Annotated in this window: 1 protein-coding gene; it reads right to left on the reverse strand. The window is 71.3% G+C overall.

From position 1 onward, the window contains the following. Nucleotides 1-2 precede the first annotated feature (2 nt). Nucleotides 3-23,882, reverse strand: a complete 23,880-nt coding sequence (locus AMYNI_RS0113180) for a non-ribosomal peptide synthase/polyketide synthase (protein ID WP_020668485.1) — start codon at nt 23,880-23,882, stop codon at nt 3-5. Between the last annotated feature and the right edge of the window lie 19 nt (nt 23,883-23,901).

The following is a 23,901-nucleotide window of genomic DNA, read 5'->3' on the forward strand; positions in this document are numbered from 1 at the left end:
GATCAGTGTTCCTTTCTTTCGGCATGTTTGGCCAGTGCGGTCAGCGCGGTGAACCAGTTCTCCGCCAGCTCGCGCACCGAGTCCTCGGCAAGTACCGCCGACGGCCAGGACCAGTGCGCGAAAAGCACCGGCCCGGACGGCCGGTCCTCGGTCATCGCGTTGATCGCGAGGCAGTGCGCCACCGGCATTTCCGCGTCCGGGTACACGTCGGCGGCTTCCGCCTCCGGCGCGTAGGACCAGTCCGTGGCCTCGGGGAAGCCGAACCGGCCCATGTAGTTGAACTCGATCTTCGGCGAGCCGAGCGCGGCCAGCCGCGCGCCCGTCCGCGGGTTCAGGTGCCGGAGCAGGCCGTAGCCGACCCCGGCCGAAGGCAGGCCGGCCAGGTGCTCCCGGACCCGCCGCAGCGCCTCGCCCGCCGCCGGGCCACCGGCCAGCGCGTCGTCGAGGTCGATCGCGCCGGGGTCGAGGCAGACCGGGATCACGCTGGTGAACCAGCCGACCGTGCGGGAAAGGTCCGCGTTGCCGGCCAGTTCCTCCTCGCGGCCGTGTCCCTCCAGGTCCACCAGCACCGCGTTGCCGCCGGTGCCGAGCCGGCGGCGCCGCCAGTCGGCCACGGCCAGCGCCAGCGCGGTGAGCAGCACGTCGTTCACGGTGGCGCCGAAGGCCGCCGGGACGGTGGTGAGCAGTGGCACGGTGCGCTCGGACGGCAGGGTCATCGGGATGCCCCGCACGGTACGGACCACGTCCCTGGCCGGGTCCCATTCGCTTTCCAGTGGCAGCGGGTCGCCACCGGCGGCGACCCGCGTCCACCATGGCAGCTCGTCCTCGCGGGCGGGCTCCACCGCGCGTTCGGCCAGTTCCCGCGTCCAGCGGCGGAACGAGGTCTCCACCGGAAGCAGCTCCGCCGGGCGTCCCGCGGAGAGCTCGGCCCATGCGGCGGCGAAGTCCGGCAGCAGGATCCGCCAGGACACCCCGTCCACCACCAGGTGATGGATGAGCACCAGCAACCGGCCGGCCCGGCCAGGCCCAGCGTCGAACCAGACCGCGGAGACCATCCGCCCACCGTCGGGGTCCAGCCGGTCCCTGGCCGCGTGCGCCTCGGCCGAGATGACCTCGCGCAGCCCATCTTCATCCACTGTGGACACATCAATGTGGACGATCCAGTCCTCGGCCCTGGCCTGAGGCGGCACTTCGAGGGTCCACCCGTCGTCCGCTCGCACCAGCTTCGCGCGCAGCATGTCGTGCCGGTCCGCCACCACCCGCAGGATGTCGAGCAGCACCGGCCAGGTCAGCTCGCCGGGGGTGCGCACCAGCGCGGCCTGGTGGTAGCCCGCGATCGGGCCGCCGAGCTCGCGCATCGCGTGCATGATCGGGGTCAGCGAGACGGTGCCCGCCCCGTCGTCGGCAGTCGCCGGGGTTTCGTTCCCGGTTTCGGTCGCGACCTCGGTCAGCTCGGCCACCGTCCGCTGGGCGAAGACCTGCCGCGGGGTGATCCGCAGCCCAGCCGCGCGGGCCTTGGCGACCAGCTGCATGGCGACGATGCTGTCCCCGCCGAGTGCGAAGAAGTCGTCGTCCACGCCCAGCTCGGCCACCCCGAGCACCTCGGAGAAGACCGCGCAGAGCGTCTTCTCCAGCTCGGTTTCCGGCGCCCGCCCGGAGACCACCCCGGCGAAGTCCGGCGCGGGCAGCGATCCGCGGTCCAGTTTCCCGTTGGCCAGCACCGGAAGCGAACCCAGGATGACGAAGGCGGCCGGCACCAGGTAGTCCGGCAGGGTGGCCGCCATCCACTGGCGCAGCGCGGCCGGGTCGGGCGCCGTCCCCTCGGCTGGCACCACATAGGCCACCAGTTGCTTGACCCGCGGCCGGTCCTCGCGGACCACCACCAGCGCCTGCCCGACCTGATCGTGGCGCGCCAGCTCGGCCTCCACCTCCGCGGGCTCGACCCGGAAACCGCGGATCTTCACCTGGTCGTCGGCGCGGCCGGCGAACTCCAGCAGACCATCCTCGGTCCATCTCGCCATGTCCCCGGTCCGGTACATCCGCACACCTTCGGCCGCGTCGGCGAACGGGTTCGCCACGAACCGCTCGGCGGTGAGCGCCGCACGGCCGAGGTAGCCGCGCGCCAGGCCGCCACCGGCCAGGTAGAGCTCCCCGGTAACCCCGGGCGGCACCGGCCGCAGGGCGTCGTCGAGCAGATAGGCACGGGTGTTGTGCACCGGCCTGCCGACCACCGGCTTCCCGGTGTCCCGCACACTGGCCACCAGGGAGTCCACAGTGGATTCCGTTGGGCCGTAGAGGTTGTAGCTCTCCGTTCCGGTCAGCTTCCGCAGCCGCGACCAGAGCGCCTCCGGTACCGCCTCGCCGCCGACGCCGACCACGGCCAGCGGGCACCGGTCGCCCTCCAGCAGGCCGAACTCGGCCATTTGCTGCAACAGCGAGGGCGTGACCTCGATGAAGTCGAACCCGTCCCGCCTGATCTGCGCGGCCAGCAGCTCCGGGTCCCGGCGAGTCTCCTCGTCGACCACGTGCACGGTGTGCCCGTCCAGCAGCCACAGCTGCGGCTGCCAGGACGCGTCGAAGGAGAACGACCAGGCGTGGCCGACCCGCAGCGTGCGCCGGCCTTCCCGCTCCGACACCGCCGCCACTGCGGGCCGGTAGAGCGTCTCCCGGTGGCTGTGGAACAGGTTCGCCACCGTCTGGTGGGTGACCACCACCCCCTTCGGCCGCCCGGTCGAACCCGAGGTGTAGATGACGTAGGCCGGGTGGCTCGGGCTCAGCGGGGCGAGCCGGTCCTCGTCGGTGAGGTCGTGCGCGTCGAGGTCGCCCGGTTCGGGCAGTTCGTCGAGCACCAGCACGGGTTCGGCGTCGACCAGCATCGCGGCTCGCCGGTCGGCCGGATAGTCCGGGTCGATCGGCAGATAGGCGGCGCCCGCCTTGTGCACGGCCAGGATCGCGAGCAGGAACTCGGCAGAGCGGGGCAGCGCCAGCGCGACGATCCGCTCCGGCCCGGCCCCGCGCGTGACAAGCAGCCTGGCCAGCCGATTGGCCCGTTCGTTCAGCTCACCGAAGCTCCACCGCACGCCGCCGGAAGCCACCGCCGGTACTCGCGGGTCCCGGCGGACCTGTGCCTCGAACAGGGCGGGCACCGTGGTGGCAGGCACCTCCAGCCCGCCGTCGTTCCACTCGATCAGTATCCGGCGGCGTTCCGCGGGGGTGAGGATGTCGACGGCGGCCAGCGACTGCCCGGCGTCGGCGACCATCGCCTCGAACAACCGCCGCATGCCGGCCACGATCCGGTCCACCGCGGCCGCACCGAACAGGTCGGTCCGGTACTCCGCGGTCAGCCGCAGCCGCTCCCCCGGCTCCACCGCCCAGGCGAACGGGTAGTGCGTGGCGTCCTCGTGCGCCCGCTCGGTGAGCCGCACCCCGTCTTCGGCACCGAGCGCGGCGCCGCCGCCGGGATAGCTCTCGAACACGATCAGCGTGTCGAACAGCTCGCCGAGCCCGGCCAGCCGCTGGATGTCGGCCAGGCCGAGGTGCTGGTGCGCGATCAGCTCGGACTGCTGCTCCTGCAACCGGTCCAGGACCTCGGCCAGCGAGTCCTCCGCCGTCGTGCGAAGCCGCACCGGCACGGTGTTGATGAACAGCCCGATCATCGACTCGACACCGTCCAGCTCCGGTGGGCGGCCGGAGACGGTTGCCCCGAAGACCACGTCGGTGCGTCCGGTCAGTCTGCCGAGCAGGATGCTCCACGCGGCCTGCACCAACGTGTTCACCGTGAGCCCGCGACCACGGGCCAGCGCGGTCAGCCCGGCGGTGAGCTGGGCACTCAACAGCTCGGTACGCCGCCGCGGCGCCGCCGCGACCCGGTTCGGGTCGGCCGGCGCCAGGTGGGTCGGTTCGGTCAGCCCGGCCAGTGCCTCGGTCCAGGCCGACTCGGCCGCTTCCCTGTCCTGCCTCGCCAGCCAGGACAAGTAGTCGCGGTACTGCGGGGCCGGCGGCGCTTCGCCGTCCCGGCGGTCGTAGTGCTCGGCGAGCTCGCGCATCAGCTGCGGCACCGACCAGCCGTCCAGCAGCAGGTGCTGGTGCGACAAGCCGAGTCGGTACCGCTGCGGGCCGACCTCGGCCAGGATGAACCTCAGCAGCGGCGGCGCGGCCGGGTCGAACCGGCGTCGCTCCTGTTCGAGGCAGCGCTCCCATTCCGCGTCCCGCTCCGGCTCGGACAGCGGGGAAAGGTCGATCTCGCGCCACGGCAGCACCGCGGTACGGGGCACCGCCGCGATCGGCTTTCCGGAGGCCAGGTAGCGGAATCCGGCACGCAGGTTGGCGTGCCGGTCCAGCAGGGCCTGCCCGGACTCGCGCAACCGCGCGGGGTCCAGCGGGCCGTCGAGATCGAAGGAGACCTGGACGGTGTAGACGTCCTCCTGGTCGGTGTCCATCGAAGCGTGGAAGAGCAGCCCGGCCTGCAGCGGCGAGAGCGGCAGCACCTCGCTGACCCCGGAGAGCGCGGCGACCTCGGCCTGCTCGTCGGCGTCCAAGGTGAGCAGGGCGGTCTCCGAGGGCACTGCGGCTTCTCCGACCACCCCGGCGATCTCGGCAAGCCCGGCCACGGTCTTGTGCCGGAACACGTCCCGTGGGCTGATCTCCAGTCCTGCCGCGCGGGCACGGCCGACCAGCTGCATGGCAACGATGCTGTCCCCGCCGAGGGCGAAGAAGTCGTCGTCCACCCCGACCCGGTCCAACCCCAGCACCCCGGCCACCAGTGCGCACAGGGCGGCTTCGCGTTCGGTGCGCGGCAGCCCGTCGGAGACCAGCCCGGCGAAGTCGGGAGCCGGCAAAGCCTTGCGATCCAGCTTCCCGTTCGGGGTCAGCGGCAGCTCGGTCAGCGTGACCAGTGCTGCCGGAACCAGGTGCTCCGGCAGCGAAACCGCCAGTGCGGCACGCAGCTCCACCGGATCGACCGCCGCCCCGGCCTCGGGCACCACATAGCCGACCAGCCGCTGTTCGCGAAGAACCACCACGGCGCGGGCGATTTCCCGACGGCGGGTGAGCGCAGCTTCGATCTCACCGAGCTCGATCCGGAAACCACGCAGTTTCACCTGATCGTCCACCCGGCCGAGAAACTCGACAACCCCGTCGCTGTTCCAGCGCGCCAGGTCACCGGTGCGGTAGAGCCTCGCACCAGCGGTGAACGGGTTGGCCACGAACCGTTCCGCGGTCAGACCCGCCCGGCCGAGGTAGCCCTGGGCGAGCTGCGTCCCGGCCAGGTACAGCTCACCCGCCACTCCTGGTGGAACCGGGCGCAGGGCATCGTCCAGCACGTAGACCTGGGTGTTCCACACCGGGCGCCCGATCGGCACGGTGCCCTCGTCGGCCACGCTGTGCCAAGAGGTCACGTCCACCGAAGCCTCGGTCGGACCGTACAAATTGTGCAGCTCCGCACCCAAGGTGGCACGGAACTTCGCGGCCGACTCCGCCGAAAGCGCCTCACCACTGCAGATCACCCTGCGCAGCGAGCCGCATCCGGCCGCCGCCGGCTCCGCCAGGAACGCGTCCAACATAGACGGTACAAAGTGGACAGTGGTGATACCTGCGCGCTGGATCAGCTCGGTCAGGTACCGCGGGTCTTTGTGCCCTTCCGGCTTGGCCAGCACCAGGGTGGCACCGGTGAGCAGCGGCCAGAAGAACTCCCACACCGACACATCGAAACTCGACGGCGTCTTCTGCAACACCCGATCATCAACGGTGAGACCGTACTCGTCCTGCATCCACAGCAACCGGTTGACGATGCCCCGGTGCGGCACCACAACACCCTTGGGGCGGCCGGTCGAGCCGGAGGTGTAGATCAGGTACGCCGGACCGGCCGAATCGGCCCGCACTCCGGGGTCCGACGTCGCCCCGGAAAGGCCGGCGATGAACTCCGGATCGTCCAGCACACAAACCGGAGCCGCGTCCGAGAGCATGAACTCCACCCGCTCAGCCGGATAATCCACATCCACCGGCAAATAAGCCGCACCAGCCTTGTGCACCCCGTACAACGCCACAACCAGCTCCAGCGAACGCGGCAGCGACACCGCCACCACGTCCCCGGCGCGCACGCCACGTCCGATCAGCCAATGCGCCAGGCGGTTCGCCCGCAAGTCCAACTCCGCATAGGTCAGCTCGACATCCTCGAAAACCACGGCCGTGTCGTCCGGAGTCCGCTCGACCTGAGCCGCGAACAACTCCGGAACAGTCGACAAAACGACCGGACGCGCCGTGTCGTTCCAACCCGACACCACCAGCTCACGCTCAACCTCGGTACGCAGATCGATCGAACCGACCGGCTCGGACGGCGCGGCCACCACCCGCCGCAGCACCGTGAGCAGGCGCGTCGCCAGTGCGTTCACGCTGGCCTCGTCGAACAGGTCCGAGCTGTACTCGATCCGGCCGCTGATCCCGCTGATCCCACCGACTCCGGTGCCCTGTTCCACCAGCGCGAACTCCAGGTCGAACTTTGCGGTCCGCTGGCCGAGCGGCTCCGGCCTGGCCTCCAGGCCGGGCAGTTCGAGCTGCCCTTCGCGGTCGGCCAGATGCACGACCATCACCTGAAACAACGGATGTCGGGACAACGAACGGGCCGGGTTGAGCGCCTCCACCAGCCGTTCGAACGGCAGGTCCTGGTGCTCGAAGGCGGCCAGGTCGGTCTCGCGGACCCGGCCGAGCAGCTCGGCGAACGACGGGTCACCCGAGAGGTCCGTGCGCAGCACCAGCGTGTTCAGGAAGAACCCGACCAGGTCCTCCAGTGCCGCGTCGGTGCGACCGGAGATGGGGCTGCCGAGTGGGATGTCGGCGCCGGCCCCGAGCCGGTGCAGCAGCGTCGCGACCGCGGCCTGCACCACCATGAACATGCTGACGTCCTGTGCCCTGGCCAGCTCGCGCAGTCCGTCGACGAGGTCCGGCGGCACCTCGAAATCGACGCTTCCGCCTCGATGCGTCGACTCCGCCGGGCGCGGCCGGTCCACCGGCAAGCTCAGCTCTTCGGGCAGCCCGGCCAGCGCATCGCGCCAGTACCCGAGCTGGGCGGCCACCCTGCTGCCCGGATCCTGCTCGTCGCCGAGCAGGGCACGCTGCCAGCCCGAGTAGTCGGCGTACTGCACCGGCAGCGGCGTCCAGTCCGGCGCGTGGCCGTCCAGCCGTGCCCGGTACGCCGCCGTGAGGTCGGTGGCCAGCGGCAGGCTCGACCACTCGTCGCCGGCGATGTGGTGCAGCAGCACCAGGATCACGTGCTCCTCAGTGGACGGCTCGAACACGGTGACCCGCAGCGGCGGTTCGCGGTCCAGTTCGAAACCGTGCGCGGCGGCTTCGGTGAGGCGCGCGGGCAGGTCGGCCCCGGCGACCGGCACCAGCTCCACCGCGATCTCCGGCTCGTCCAGGATCCGCTGGTAGGGCAGGCCCTCCACGGAGGGGAAGACCGTGCGCAGGGTTTCGTGGCGGGCGGCCACATCGCGCACCGCAGCCCGCCAGGCGGCGAGGTCCAGCGTTCCCCTGACGCGCCAGGCCAGCGGGATGTTGTAGGTGGCGCTGGGCCCTTCCACCTGGTGCAGCACCCAAAGGCGCTGCTGCGCGAAGGACAGCGGCGGCCGATCCGGACGTTCGCCGGCGACCAGCGCGGGCAGGCTCGGCGCGGCGGCGTCCAGCCGCTCGGCCAGTCCGGCCACGGTGGGCGTGTCGAAGACCGCGCGCAGCGAGACCCGCAGGCCCAGCTCCGCCTGCACCCGGCTGACCAGGCGCATCGCCAGCAGGGAATGGCCACCGAGTACGAAGAAGTCGTCGTCGATGCCCACTTCCGTCAGGCCGAGCACTTCGGCGAAGGCCGCACACAACCGCTCTTCGCGCTCGGTGCGCGGCGCCCGGCCGGTGACCAGCCCGGCGAAGTCGGGGGCGGGCAACGCCTTGCGATCCAGCTTGCCGTTCGGGGTCAGCGGCAGCTCGGGCAGTGGCACCAGGGCTGCCGGGACCATGTGCTCGGGCAGCGACGCGGCGACACCGGCGCGGACCTCGGACAGATCGGGCGCCGCGCCCGGTGCGGCCACCAGGTAGCCGACCAGGTGTTGGTCACGAGCGATCACCACGGCACGGTCCACGTCCCGATGCCGAGTGAGCGCAGCTTCGATCTCACCGAGCTCGATCCGGAAACCACGCAGTTTCACCTGATCGTCCACCCGGCCGAGGAACTCGACGGCACCCGCACGGTTCCACCGAGCCAGGTCACCGGTGCGGTACAACCTCGCACCCGCGGAGAACGGGTTGGCCACGAACCGTTCCGCGGTCAGGCCCGCCCGGCCGAGGTAACCGCGGGCAAGCTGGGTGCCAGCCAGGTACAGCTCGCCGGTCACCCCCGGCGGCACCGGGCGCAGCAGTTCGTCGAGCACGTAGACCTGCGTGTTCCACACCGGATGGCCAAGGGGCACCACGTGCTCGTCGGCCACGCTGTGCCAGGAGGTCACGTCCACCGAAGCCTCGGTCGGGCCGTACAAATTGTGCAGCTCCGCACCCAAGGTGGCACGGAACTTCGCGGCCAGCTCGACCGAAAGCGCCTCACCACTGCAGATCACCCGGCGAAGACCCGCGCATCCGGCGGCGGCTCGCTCGGCGAGGAAAACCGCCAGCATCGAAGGTACGAAGTGGACAGTGGTGATGCGCGCGCGCTGGATCAGCTCGGCGAGGTAGACCGGGTCCTTGTGCCCTTCCGGCTTGGCCAGCACCAGGGTGGCACCGGTAAGCAGCGGCCAGAAGAACTCCCACACCGACACATCGAAACTCGACGGCGTCTTCTGCAACACCCGATCATCAACGGTGAGACCGAAATGCGCCTGCATCCACAGCAACCGGTTGACGATGCCCTGATGCGGCACCACAACACCCTTCGGCCGCCCCGTCGAACCCGACGTGTAGATCAGGTAAGCGGGGTTCGACGGCGCGACACGGACGCCCGGGTCGGAATCATCGCCGGAAAGCCCGGCGATGAACTGCGGATCGTCCAGCACACAAACCGGAGCCGCGTCCGAGAGCATGAACTCCACCCGCTCAGCCGGATAATCCACATCCACCGGCAAATAAGCCGCACCAGCCTTGTGCACCCCGTACAACGCCACAACCAGCTCCAGCGAACGCGGCAGCGACACCGCGACGGTGGACTCCGGTCCGGCACCCTGGGCGATCAACCAATGCGCCAAGCGGTTCGCCCGCGAGTCCAACTCCGCGTAGGTCAGCTCGACACCCTCGAAAACCACCGCCACGGCATCCGGAGTCCGCTCAACCTGAGCCGCAAACAACTCCGGAACAGTCGACAAAACGACCGGACGCGCCGTGTCGTTCCAACCCGACACCACCAGCTCACGCTCAACCTCAGTGCGCAGATCGATCGAACCGACCGGAAGGTTCGGCTCGGCGGCGATCCGCGCGAGCAGCCCGGTCAGCCGACGGCCGAGCAGTTCGGCGGTGTGTTCGCTCGCCAGGTCGGTGGCGTACTCGAGCAGCAGCGTGAGCCGATCGTTTTCGGGCTGGTCGACGAAGCTGAAGTGCAGATCGAACTTGGCCTGCCCGGTGTCCATCGGGAACCACTCGGTCTCGCAGCCGAGCAGCCGATGCTCACCCTCGATGCGGTGGTGGTAGCCGATCATCACCTGGAACAGCGGGTTGCGGCCGGTCACCCTGGCCGGGTTCAGCTCCTCGACCACCCGGTCGAAGGGCAGGTCCTGGTTCGAGAACGCGGCCAGGTCGGCCTCCCGCACCCTGGCGAGCAGTTCGCCGAAGGTGGGGTCGCCGGTCAGGTCGGTGCGCAGCACCAGCGTGTTCACGAAGAAGCCGACCAGCTCGTTCACCGCGGCGTCGGTGCGGCCGGCGATCGGCGCCCCGAGCGGGATGTCCGAACCGGCACCGAGACGGTGCAGCAGGGTCGCGACCGCGGCGTGCAGCACCATGAACATGCTGGCCCCGGAGTCGGCGGACAGCGCGCGCAGCGCGCGGACCGTCTCGGCCGGCAGCTCGGCCCGCACCTTGCCGCCGCGGCCAGTTGGTCGCGCCGGGCGGGTGCGGTCGACCGGCAGGACGAGCTCTTCGGGCAGCCCGGCCAGCGCGTCCGTCCAGAACGCGAGCTGACGGGCGGCCACGCTCTCCGGTTCCGCCGCCGGGTCGCCGAGCAGTTTCCGTTGCCACAACGCGTAGTCGGCGTACTGCACCGGCAACGGGGACCAGTCCGGCGCGCCCCTCGTGCGCCGGGCCTGGTAGGCCACCGTGAGGTCGGTGAGGAACGGCCGGTCGGACCATTCGTCGGTAACGATGTGGTGCAGCACCAGTGCGACCACCTGGTCGTGCGGGCCGAGGTTGAGCACCTCGGCGCGCAGCGGGATCTCGGCGCGCAGGTCGAACGGGCGGCGGGAGACCTCCGCGATCCGCTCCTCGAGCTCGGCCTCGGTACTGGGCCGCACCCTGAACGGGACCTCGGCCTCGGCCAGGATCCGCTGGTACGGCTCGCCTTCGTGTTCGCCGAACACGGTCCGCAGGGACTCGTGCCGTGCCACCACGTCACCGAGTGCCGCGCGCAGTGCGGCCAGGTCCAGTTCCCCGCGCAGCCGGAAGACCAGCGGGAAGTTGTACGCGACGTCTCCGCCCGCCAGCTCGTCCACCAGCAGAAGTCGTTGCTGTGCGGCGGAAAGCGGGATGCGGTCCGGCCGCTCGGCCGGTTTGATCGCGGGCCTTGCCGGTTCGCCGCCGTGTGCCCGACCGGCCAGCTCGGCCGGGGTGGGCGCCTCGAACAGGTCGCGAATGGCCAGCTCGGCGCCCAGTTCGGTGCGCGCGCGGCTGATCAGCCTGGTGGCCAGCAGCGAATGGCCGCCGAGGGCGAAGAAGTCGTCCTCCACGCCGACCTCGGGCAGGCCGAGCACCTCGGCGAACAGCGCGCACAGGGTCTCCTCCTCGGGAGACTCCGCCGGGCGGCTCTTGGTCAGCGCCACCGTGGGCTCGGCGTCCGGGAGTGCCTTGATATTGAGCTTCCCGTTGTCGGTCAACGGAAGACTGCCGAGGGTGACCAGCGCGGCCGGCACCATGTAGTCCGGCAGCCGCTGCTTCAGGTCGTCACGCAGCTGCTGCACCAACGCACTCGCCCCGCGAGCCGCGGTGGGGCTGTTGGCCGGCGGCACACTCGCCCCGAAGGGCAGGTACAGGCCGCTGGAGAACCGCGCGGTGTCCGTACCGGCCGGGGTGAACACGGCGTCGAACGCACCGTCCTCGGTGCCGGCCGGAGTGGTGCGAACCCGGTAGCCGAGGTCCGCGCCCAGCTCGTGCAGATCGTCCTGCTCGACCCCGGCCGCCGACACAGCCGACGCCGGTGGTTCGGAGGCCAGCCTGGCGTCCGGAATGCGGCGCACCCGCAGTCCGCCCGGCCGTTCCCGCAGCCTGGTGGAAAGCCCGGCGAAGTCGTCGAAGTCCTCGCCCCACGCCAGTTGCGGCAGCTCGGCGAGGGAGGCCACTTCGGCGGGCTGCTTGTACAGCACGGCGTCGTAGCGGTACCGGCTCAGCTCGTTGTGCAGCCGGGCGTGCTTGGTCCGCACCTCGGCCCCGATGCCGGGAAGGGTCGCGGGCAGGCCGGTGAAGTACTCCGGGTCGAGCAGGAGTTCCTTCTCCAGCGCGATTCCGCGTTCGACGGCGCCGCTGAGCGCAGCCGGGCCGGTACCGCGGGTGAGCTGGATCGCGGTGTGGAACGGGCGCACCAGGCGCAGGTTCCGCACGTCACCGGCGAACAGCGCGCCACCGGGCACCAGCAGCTCCATGGCGCCGGCGATGACCTGGGTCAGGTAGTCCACGCTGGGGAAGTACTGGATCACCGAGTTGATCACGACGGTGTCGAAGAAGCCTGCCGGCAGCCCGTCCAGCACGTCGGCGGGCTGACAGCGCAGCTCCACCTTGGCGGCCAGCTCCGGGTCGCGCTTCAGCTCGTCTGTCAGCTTGGCGATCACCGGAGCGGCGAAGTCGGTGCCCCAGTAGCTCTCGGCGAGTGGGGCCAGCCTGCCCATCAGCAGGCCGGTACCAACCCCGATCTCCAGCACCCGGCGCGGCCGGAGCTCGGCGATCCGCGAGACGGTTGCCTCCCGCCACTCGCGCATGTGCTCCAGCGGGATGGGGTCGCCGTCGTAACTGGAGTCCCAGCCGGCGAAGTCCTCCTCGAACAGCGCGGTGGGGATCTCGGTGTACTCGTCGGAATAGATCTGCTTCCACTCGCCGACCTGCTCGGCCTCGACCTCGGCGCGGGCCGCGCCGGTCGCTTCGGCCGGCACCACGTAGCCGACCAGCCGCTGCAGGCCAGGAGTGGCCGGGTCGTCACGGGCGATCACCGCGGCCTGCGCCACCATCGGATGCCGCGTCAGCGCCGAGGAGATCTCGCCCAGTTCCACCCGGTAGCCGCGGATCTTCACCTGGTCGTCGGTGCGGCCGAGGAAGTCCAGGTTGCCGTCCTCGCGGCGCCGCACCAGGTCTCCGGTGCGGTACACGAGGTCACCCGGCGCTCCGAAGGGATCAGCGACGAACCGTTCGGCGGTCAGCCCAGGGCGGTTCAGGTAGCCGCGGGCCAGTCCGGTGCCGCTGATGTACAGCTCCCCCGGCACGCCGTCGGCCACCGGCCGCAGCCAACCGTCCAGGATGTACGCCCTGGTGTTCCAGATCGGCTTGCCGACCGTGGGGGTGTCACTGTCGGTGGTGCCGCCGCCGAGGGTGTTGATCGTGTACTCGGTGGGGCCGTACAGGTTGTAGCCGTAGGTCCCGTCGGTGTCCCGCAGCCGCGACCACACGGCATCCGAAACCGCCTCGCCGCCGAGCAGCACCAGTGCCGGGCGGTGACCTTCCAGCAACCCCTCCTCGATCAGGAGATGCGCGTAGGTCGGGGTCACGTTGACCACGTCGATCCGGTGCGTGTCGCAGTAGGAGACCAACGCGCCGGCGTCGCGGCGCAGCTCCTCGTCGCAGACGTGCACCTCGTGTCCTTCGACCAGCCAGAGCAGCTCTTCCCAGGACATGTCGAAGGAGAACGACACCGTGTGCGCGATCCGCAGGCTGCGCCCGCCCGCGCTCGCGATGGCCGGGCCGAAGATGGCTTCCTGGTGGTTGAGCTGCATGTTCGTCAGCCCGCGGTACGGGGTGACGACGCCCTTGGGCTTGCCGGTGGAACCGGAGGTGTAGATCACGTAGGCCGGGTGCTCCAGCCGGCCCGGCCTGCCGTGCGCGAAGAGCGGGCGCTCCTCGTCGGTGACCGGCGCGCCGGAGTAGCCGTCCAGCTCGACCTGATCGAGCAGGATCCGCTCGGCGTGCTCGTCCGACAACCGGGCCGCGACCTCGGTGGTGGACACCAGGCACCGCGGCCGGGCGTCGTCCAGCATCAGGTCCAGCCGCTCGGCCGGGTAGTCCAGCTCCAGCGGCAGATACGCGGCACCGGTGCGCAGCACGGCGAACAGCGCGACCACCATGTCGATCGAGCGCGGCAGCGCGAGCGCCACCACCTGCTCGGGTTCGGCGCCGTGCGCGATCAGCAGCCGGGCCATCCGGTTGATCCGCTCGTCCAGCTCGGCGTAGCTCAACACCTGCGAGCCGAACACCAGTGCCGTCGCGTCGGGGGTGCGAAGTGCTTGTGCGGCAAGGAGATCGGCCACGGTGTCGTCGGGCATCGGGTGCCGGGTGGCGTCCCACTGCTCGACGAGCTCCGCGCGATCGGCCGGAGACGCCAGGTCCAGCGAACCGACCTTCGCCGAGGCGTCCTCGACCAGTCGCTCCACGGCCGCCACGAACCGGTTCAGCAGCCGCTCAGCGAACGGGCGGTCCAGCACGTCCGGCCGGAACGACAGCCGAACCCGCAGCTTCGCGGCGGGGGTGACCACCAGTCCGACCGGGTAGTGCGTGGCGTCCACGCTGTCCGAGGCCCGGATGTCGTACCGGTCGCGGAACTCGGCGAAGGCGTCCTCGTCGGCGAAGTTCTGCAGCACGTAGATCGCGTCGAACAACCTGGAGTGCCCGGCTTCGCGCTGGATCTCGCCCAGCCCGTAGTACTCGTGCGACATCAGGGCCACCCGCTGCGCCTGCACGCGGCGCAGCATGTCCAGCACCGGCTCGGCCGGGTCGAACGCGATCCGCACCGGAATGGTGTTCAGGAACAAACCGATGATCTTCTCGACGTTCTCGATCTCCGGCGGCCGGCCGGCGACCGTGCTGCCGAACACCACGTCGTCGCGGCCGACCGCGTCGCCGAGCGACAGGGCCCAAGCCGCGTTCAGCACCGTGTTCAGGGTCAGGCCCTGGCGCCGCGCCCCGTCCCGCACCCGGTCACTGAGCTCCTGCGACAGTTCGAAATGGCACTGCTCCGGGATCGACGGTTCGGCGCGCCGGTCGGCCGGGCCGAGCAGGGTCGGCTCCTCCAGCCCTGCCAGCGCCTCCCGCCACGCGGTGGCCGCGGCCTCGGTGTCCTGCTCGGCCAGCCAGGACAGGTAGTCGCGGTACGAGCCCGGCGTTGGCAGCCCGCGGTCGTCCCCGGCGCGCTCGTACAGGTGGAAGAGCTGCTCCAGGAACAGCCCCTCCGACCAGCCGTCCCACAGCAGCAGGTGGTGGATGATCACCAGTCGGTCGTGCTCGGCGCCGAGCCGGATCAGCAGCAGCCGGCACAGCGGCGGGTTCGCCAGTTCGAACCGGCGGCCGCGGTCCGCGGCGAGCAGCCGCTCCACTTCGGCATCCTGCTCCGCACCGTCCAAATGCGACAGGTCGACGACTTCGAGCGGGAGCTCGGCGACCTCGGCGATGAACTGCACCGGCTGCCCGAGTCCTTCGCTGGTGAAGCCGGCCCGCAGGTTCGGGTTGCGCCGCAGCAGTGCGGCACCCGCCGCCCGCAAGCGGTCCTCGTCCACCCGGTGCCCGAGCTCGAAGGCGTCCTGGACGGTGTACACGTCCAGTGCCGAAGAGTCGTAGCTGGCGTGGAAGAACAAGCCCTCCTGCAGCGGGGACAGCGGCCAGACGTCGTCCCTGCTGCCCGCGCCCAGCTCTCGCAGCGCCTCGGTCCAGGCACCTTCCAGCGTGGCAATGTCCTCTTCGGACAGCCCTCCGGCAGGCCACGTCCAGTGCGCACTAAGCCGTGGCCCATCCGGCGTCTCTTCGCAGACCACGTCCAGCTGAAGCGCATACGGCAGGCCGAGTCCCGCGTCCGGGGCGACGGCGAGCGCGTCGGCCTCTTCGGCCGGTGCCCAGTCCGCGCCGCCCGCGACCGGGGTGCGGCCGAGGTAGTTGAACAGCACCTGTGGCGCGGCGAGCCTGCCCAGGATCGGCGCCACCTGCGCGTTGACGTGGCGCAACATGCCGTGGGAGATACCGCCGTCCGGCGCCTCGGCCAGTCGTGCGCGCACCCCGTCCAGGACCTCGGCCGGGGTGTCCGCCGGTGCCAGCCGGACCGGCTGGATGCTGGTGAACCAGCCGACCGTGCGGGAGGTGTCCACCCCTGGCACGAGTTCTTCGCGGCCGTGCCGTTCGAGGTCCACCAGCAGGTCAGCTTCGGCATCCGGGCGCCACCGGCTGACCGCGATCCGCAGTGCGGCCAGTAGCGCCTCGGTCATCCCGGTGTTCAGCAGCGGCCTGGTGTCCTCAGTGGACAGCTGGCTGACGTGCCTGCTCGCCGAGCCGATGGTGCCGGTTGCCGGTGCGCCCGGCAGGAGTTCGGCGCCGGGGGCCAGCGTTTTGGTCCAGTGCGCCAGCTCGTCCAGCCGCTCCCTGGTCTGCGCCTGCTCGCCGACGGTGCGCGCGAAGGTGCGCAGGGAGGTGCCGACCGGGTCCAGTGCCAGTCCGGCCCAGGCGGCCGCCAGGTCTTCGGCGAGGATCCGCCAGGAGACGCCGTCGATCGCCAGGTGATGCACGACCAGCAGCAAGCGGCCTGGCTCGCCGGCGCCGGCGTCGAAGAAGACGGCCTGCAGCATGGTGCCCGCGTCCGGGTCGAGCCGGTCCGCGGCCGCGTCGGATTCCGCCGCGACAACGGCACGCAGGTCTTCCGCCCCGGACACGTCGACCCGGCGCAGCAGCTCGATGGCCTGCACGCTGCCGACCGGCCGTGCCTCCAGCGACCACAGCACCTCGGCGATCCTGGTCAGCTTCAGCCGGAGCGCGTCGTGCCGGTCGAGTACCGCCTGCAGCGCGGTGACGAGTGCCTCCACGTCGGCATCGGCCGGGGTGCGCAGCAGCGACGAGAGGTTGAACCGGCCGATCGGTCCGCCGCGTTCGCGCAGCCAGTGCACGATCGGCAGCAGCGGCACGTCGCCGATGCCGTCCGAGTCGGGCGCGGGCGCGGTGACCGGGCGGGGCTCGTCGCCGACGAGCGCGGCGAGTGCGGCCGGGGTGCGGTGTTCGAACACCTCGCGCGGGCTGATCGCCATGCCCAGCTTGCGAGCGCGGCTGGACACCGCGATGGACAGGATGCTGTCCCCGCCGAGTACGAAGAAGTCGTCGTCGAGGCCGGCGCCGGGCAGGCCGAGCACCTCGGCGAAGATCGTGCTGAGCTGCTTTTCCCGCTCGGTGCCCGTTTCCGGTTTCGCGGTGCCGGCCTTTTCGGGTGCGGGCAGTGCCTTCTGGTCCAGCTTCCCGCTCGGTGTCAGTGGCAACCGCTCCAACCGGAGGACGGTGTTGGGCACCATCGGCGACGGCAGCACCTCGGCGAGCGCGGCCGGCAGCCGGGCCGGCTCTGCGGTGCCGGTGACGTAACCGACGAGCGTGTTGTCCCTGGCCACCACCACCGCGCGGTCGACCCCGGGCAGTGCGGCCAGCGCGGCCTCGATCTCGCCGAGTTCCACCCGGTTGCCGCGGATCTTGACCTGCCGGTCGGTGCGGCCGAGGTACTCCAGCACCCCGTCCGCGCGCCGCCGGACCAGATCACCGGTCCGGTAAAGTCGGGAGCCGTCGTCGAAGGGGTCGGCCACGAACCGGTCCGCGGTCAGCCCGGGGCGGCCGTGATAGCCGCGTGCGAGCTGGACTCCCGCCAGGTACAGCTCGCCCGCTACGCCGGGCGGCACCGGCCGCAGGTACGGGTCGAGCACGTGCAGTCTGGTGTTCCACACCGCCCGCCCGATCGGCACGGTCAGGTCGACGGAACCGTGGTGCGGGAAGGAACTCACGTCCACCGCGGCCTCGGTCGGGCCGTACAGGTTGTGCAGCGGCACGCCGGTCAGCTCGCGCCACCGGCCAGCCACCGCGCCGGGCAGCGCTTCACCGCTGGTGAAGATCCGGCGGAGGCTGGTGGAGAAGCCCGGGTCGGTGATCTCGCCGAGGAACGCCGCGAGCATGGACGGCACGAAATGCAGGGTGGTGACGCGCTGTTCGCGGATCAGCTCCGCGAGGTACTCCGGGTCGCGGTGCCCGTCCGGCTTGGCCAGCACCACGGCCGCGCCGACCTGGTGCGCCCAGAAGAACTCCCACACGGAGACGTCGAAACTGGACGGTGTTTTCTGCAGCACCCGGTCGTCCGCGCCGAGCCGATACGTATCCTGCATCCAGGCCAGCCGGTTGCCGATCGCCCGATGGCTGACCAGCACACCCTTCGGCCGCCCGGTCGAACCCGAGGTGTAGATCAGGTACGCGGCGTTGTCCAGCGACGGCCGCGGAAGCCCGGTTTGTGCACAGTCGCCCGCCCCTGTGGACAACTCGGTCGGATCGGCCGACCGCCCCACCTGGTCGCGATAAGCTGGAGCGGGGCCGCCCCCCAGGGTTGGGTGGGGGGCTGGGGTGGGGGTGGAAAGCGATTCGCCATCCGCAGTCGCGGAGATCGGTACCTGGCGGAGGCCAGGCAGCGGCGGAAGCGCGGACTCGGCGGTGGTGACGGCGAGGGTCGCGGCGGAATCGGTAAGCATGAAGCGGATCCGGTCCGCCGGATAGTCCAGGTCGATCGGCAGATAGGCCGCGCCGGACTTGAGCACCCCGAGCAGAGCCACCATCAGCTCCGCCGAACGCGGCACGGCGACCGCGACCACCTGCTCCGGGCCGGCGCCGGACTCGCGAAGCCGCAGAGCAAGCCCGGTGGCCAGCCGATCCAAGTCCACATAGGACAGAGTGCGGCCCTCGAAGACCACCGCGGGCGCGTCCGGGGTACGGGCGACCTGCGCCTCGAAAGCCTCCACCAGGGTCAGTTCCGGCACCGGATGCGTGGTCGCTGCCTGCTCAGCGAGCAGCTCGTGCTCGGCGGCCGAGAGCAGATCGAGCCGCGCCACCGGCAGCTCCGGAGTGCCGGCCAGCGCCTCCAGCACCCGGATCAGCCGGTCGGCCAGTGCCTGCACCTCGGCCTCGGTCAGCCGGTGCGCGTCGTGGTCCAGCTCCAGCCGGATCCGCTCGCCCGGCATCACCAGCACGGTCAGCGGGTGGTGCCCGGCGCCGTGGAACTCCAAGCCGGCGAACGAAATCCGGCCGGACGGGTCGCTCAGCTCGGTGGACAACGGATAGTTCTCGAACACCAGCAAGGTGTCGAACAGCTCGTCCAGCCCGGTCCGCCGCTGCAGCTCGGCCAGCCCGGTGAACTGGTGGTCCAGCAGCCCGGCCTGCTCCGCCTGCAGCGCGGCCAGCGACTCGGCCAGCGTGCGCGCCGGATCGAGACGCAGCCGCACCGGCACCGTGTTCGCGAACAGCCCGGCCATCCCCTCGACCCCGGGCACCTCCGGCGGACGGCCGGAGACCGTGGTGCCGAACACCACGTCCGGCGAACCGGTGAGCCCGCCGAGCAGCAGCCCCCACGCCCCCTGCATGACGGTGCCCAGCGTGACGCCGTGCCGCCGCGCGGTCGCGACCAGCCGCGCGGTCAGCTCCCCGGACAGCTCCACCCGAACCTGCGCCAGCGAGAACTTCGCCGGATCCGGCTCCCCGCCGACCAGCTTGGTCGGCTGCTCGACCCCGGCCAGCGCCTCGTCCCAGGCCGCCAGCGCGGCCGCGCGGTCCCGCCCGGCCAGCCAGCCGAAGTAGTCCCGGTACGGCGCCACCGCCGGCAGCTCGCCACCCCCGTAGAGCCCGAACAGCTCGCGGATCATGATCGGCGTGGACCAGCCGTCCGACACGATGTGGTGCAGGGTCAGCACCAGCCAGTGCCGATCCCCGTCACCGCGCACGAAGGTGCCGGACAGCAGCGGCGGCGCGGCCAGGTCGAACCGGCGGGCCCGGTCCTGCTCGGCCACCGCGCGCACGTCGCCGGTCACCTCACGCCACGGCAGCTCGGTGTCCGCGACGAACTGGATCAGCGAACCGTCCTCGCGCTGGCGGAACCCGGCCCGCAACGCAGGATGACGGTCCAGCACCCCCTGCATCGCCCGGCGCAGCTGTTCCCCGCGCACCGGACCGCGCAGCTCGATCACCTGCTGCATCACGTAGGCGTCCGCGGCGGACTCGTCGAACAGCGCGTGGAAGAACAGCCCCTCCTGCAACGGCGCCAGCGGCAGCACGTCGGTCAGGCCGGGACGGGTGTCCAGCTCGTCCACCTCGGCCTGGGTCAACGACACCAGCGGGAAGTCCGACGGACTGTGTCCCCCCGAGCCGAGCCCGGCCAGCGAACCCAGCGCAGCCAGCCAGCCCTGCGCCAACTCGCGCACCGCGTCCTCGGCGAGCACCGCGTCCGGCCAGCTGAACGTGGTGCTCAGCTCCGGGCCCTCCGCGGTGTCCCGCACCACGGCGTTGATCTCCAGCAGATGCCCGAGCGGCATCCGCGGGTCCAGCCCGGCGCCGAGCGGATCGGCCTCCGGCGCGGGTGCCCAGTCGGTGTCGGTCGCGCCGAACCGGCCCAGGTAGTTGAACAGCAGCTGCGGCGCGGCCGCGTCGGCGAGCACCCGGTCCTCCCGGAGCAGCCCGTAGCCGATCCCGTTGTCCGGCAGGGCACGCAGCTGTTCCTTGACCCGCTTCAGCCCGGCCGCGATCCCCTCCGCACCGGGGTCGAGGCGCACCGGGAACATGCTGGTGAACCAGCCGACCGTGCGGGAAAGGTCGACGTCCCCGGCGACCTGCTCCTCCCGGCCGTGACCTTCGAGATCGACCAGCACCGGCCCGTCATCACCACGCCAGCCCCGGACTGCCACCGCCAGCGCGGTCAGCAGCACGTCGTTCACCGCGCCGTGGAAGGCCGCCGGTACCGCGGTGAGCAGCGGCGCGGTCTGCCCGGCCGGCAGCGAAACGGTCAGCGAGCGCGCGGTGTCCGCGGTGTCCACCGCCGGGTCCAGAGCCCTGCGACCGAGCAGCGGATCGGTGCCGGTCAGCTGTCGCCGCCACAGCGCCAGCTCGGCGGTGCGGTCCGTTTCGGCGAGCAGCGAGGACCACCGGCGGAACGAGGTGCCGACCGGCGCCGGCGCCACCCCGCTCCACTCCGCGGCCAGATCCTCCAACAGGATCCGCCAGGAGACCCCGTCAATCACCAGGTGATGCGCCACCAGCAACAAGCGGCGAGCCTCCGGGAACCAGACCGCGCGCAGCATCCGGCCCTCGGCCGGGGCCAGCGCGGCGACCGCCCGGCGGGCGTGCTCCTCGATATCGGAACCACCGACTTCGATCAGCTCGGCGGCGGAGACCGTGCCCGGCTCAGGCACCTCCAGCGACCAGTCCGGGTTCAGCCTGGCACGCAACAGGTCGTGCCGGTCCAGCATCGACCGCAGCAGCCCTGCCAGCCGGTCGAAGTCCATTTCGGACGGAACGCGGAGCAAAGTGGACTGGTGGAAGCCGTCCACCTGGCCGCCGCGTTCGCTCAGCCAGCGGATGATCGGGGTCGGCGCGACCGTGCCGGTGCCCCGGTCCTCCCGGCGCACCGGCACCGCCCTGTCTTCGGCGAGCGCGGCCAGCGCGGCGACCGTGCGGTGCCGGAAGATCTCGCGCGGCGTGATCACCAGCCCGGCCTGCCTGGTCCGGCCGACCAGCCCGATCGCCACGATGCTGTCGCCGCCCAGCTCGAAGAAGCTGTCGTGCACGCCGATCTCCGGCAGCCCGAGCACCTTCGCGAACAGCCCGGCCAGCAACTCCTCGGCCGGAGTGGACGGGCGCGCGCTGCCGGCCAGCGCGGTCCAGTCCGGCACCGGCAACGCCTTGCGGTCCAGCTTCCCGTTCGGGTTGAGCGGCAACGCGTCCAGCGCGACCACGGCCGAGGGCACCATGTACTCCGGCAGCCGGTCGGCGACCTGCGCCCGCACCTCGTTCGCGTCCACCGCCCCGACCACATACGCCACCAGCCGCTTGACCTCGCGGTGGTCCGCCATGGCCACGATCGCGGCCGCCGCGATCGCGTCGTGCGCCATCAGCACGCTCTCGATCTCACCCGGCTCGATCCGGTGGCCGCGGATCTTGAGCTGACCGTCCGAGCGGCCGAGGAACTCCAGGTCACCCCGCTCGCTCCAGCGCACCCGGTCACCCGTGCGGTACATCCTGGCGCCCGGCTCGCCGAACGGGTCGGCGACGAACCGCTCCGCGCTCAGCCCCTGGCGGCCCAGATAGCCGCGGGCCAGCCCACGGCCGCCGACGTACAGCTCGCCCTCCACCCCGGGGGCGACCGGCAGCAGCGCGGAATCCAATACGTAGCAACGAGTGTTGGGATCCGGCACGCCGATCGGCACCGGACCGGTCCAGTCCGGTTCGGCCCGCCACAGGGTGGAGTTCACGGTCGCCTCGGTGAGCCCGTAGGCGGCCACCACCCGCAGCCGCTTCGACCACCGCGCGATCAGCTCGGTTGGCACCGTCTCAGTGCCGACGATCAACACCGCGCCTTCGGGCAGCTCGCACTCCGGTGGCAGCGCGGCGACCAACGAAGGCGGCAGGATCATGTTGGTGGCGCGGTGTTCGGCGATGTACTCGGTCAGCGCGGCACCGGCGACGCGGCGCTCGGCCGGCACCATGATCACGGTCCCGCCCACGCACAGCGACATCACCAGGTCCCAGACCGTGACGTCGAAACCGACCGACGCGAACTGCACCACCCGGCTGTCCGGCCGAATGCCGATCCGCTCGGTGGCCGTGGCGATCAGGCTGCCGATCCCGTCGTGGGAGACGACCACGCCCTTCGGCCGCCCGGTCGAACCGGAGGTGTAAATAACGTAGGCCGCGGAGTCCAGCGATACCGGCCCTTCCGGATCAGAAGAGTCCATTGTGGACAAGCTGGGTTCGTCGTCGATCAGCACCGGGCGGACGCCGTCCACCGGCGGCAGCTCATCGACGAGCCCGGTGCTGGTCAGCACCACCCGCGCGCCCGCGTCGGCGAGCATGAACGCGATCCGGTCGCCGGGATGGTCCAGGTCCAGCGGCAGGTACGCGGCACCGGCCTTCTGCACCGCGAGCAACGCGACGACGAGGTCAACCGAGCGGGGCAGCGCCACCGCGACCACGTCCTCCGCGCGCACCCCGCGCGCGGTCAGCAGGTGCGCCAGCCGGTTCGCGGCGGCGTTCAGCTCCCCGTAGCCGACCTGTTCGTCCTCGCAGATCACCGCCACCGCGTCCGGCGCCCGGACGGCCTGGCGCTCGAAGGCACCGGTCCAGGTCACCTCCTCGGTCTCGGCCGGCGAGGTGCCGAACTCCTCCAGCACCAGCGCCCGTTCCCCGGCGGAGAGCAGGTCGATGGTGCCGACCGCGCGGTCCGGCTCGGCCACCATCGCGTCCAGCACCGCCTGGAACCGCCGCCGGTGCGCGGCCAGCTCGCCCGGCTCGCAGACCGCGGCGTCCGCGTCGAAGTCGACGCGGATGCCCTTGCCCTGCGGGCGTTCGTAGATCGCCACGGTCAGGTCGTTGATCGGCCCGCTGTTGAGGTAGTAGTTGGTCGCCTCGTGGTCGCAGAAGCGCAGGTCCGACTCGAACGGGATGAAGTTGACGGTCGGCCCGACCAGCTCGCGGAAACCTTCGGTGTGGCCGAGTTCCCTGGCCAGGGACTCGCCGCGGTAGCGGCTGTGCGCGGTGAGCTCGCGGATCGCCTTCGCGGTAGCGGCCAGCACGTCGGTCGTGCTGTCCGATGGCCGGATCCGGATCCGCAGCGGCAGCACGTTCGACGCCATGCCCGGCACTTCCCGCAGCTCCGGGTCCACCCTGGCGGTGACCGGCAGGCCGAGCACGACGTCCTCGGCGCCGGTCGCCCGGTGCAGGTAGACGGCCACCGCGGCGATCATCAGCCGGGACAGCCTGGTGCCGGCCTCGGCGGCGGCCTTGCGCAACCCGTTGGCGTCCGCCGGGCTCAGCTCGGTGCTCTGGCGGTCCACCCGTCCCGCCTGCGCCGAGGACCGCCGGACCAGCCTGGCTGGCTCCGGCCGGTCCTCGAACAGCTGGTGCCAGTACTCGCGGTCCGTGGCGTACTGCGGCGAGTCGCGGTACGCCACGTCCAGGTCGGTCAGCGTGGTCAGCGACCAGTCCCGTTCCGGCGCGTCGCCGAGGTAGCGCTCGGAAACCCGGTGGAGCACCATGAACGCGCCGTAGCCGTCCATCACCAGGTGGTGGTAGCGCTGGTACCACCACACCCGGCCGGGGCCGAGCAGGAGCAGCACCTGTGCGTGCAGCGGGCCGGTGGCCAGGTTCGCCACCCGGCGGATGTCGGCCAGCATCCAGGCGTCGGCGGCGGCATCCGGGTCCGGCTCGCCGGTGAGGTCCACCGTCTCGAGCCGCCAGGCCGGCGCCACCGGGTACTGCCTCGGCACCCCGTCCTCGACCCGGAACCGCACGTGGACGCACTCCGCCTCGTCCACCGCGGCCTTGATCGCGCCGCCGAGCATGGCCAGGTCCACGTCCCCGCGGACCTCCACGTACCCGGCGACGTTGTACACCGGGCTCTCCGGCTCGATCTGCTGAGCCAGCCAGATACCGGTTTGCGCCCCGGTCAGGGGCAGGCCGAACTCACTCACCACGAAGCCTTCCGCTGAACTG

It is taken from the genome of Amycolatopsis nigrescens CSC17Ta-90, assembly GCF_000384315.1.
In the GTDB taxonomy this organism is placed as follows: domain Bacteria; phylum Actinomycetota; class Actinomycetes; order Mycobacteriales; family Pseudonocardiaceae; genus Amycolatopsis; species Amycolatopsis nigrescens.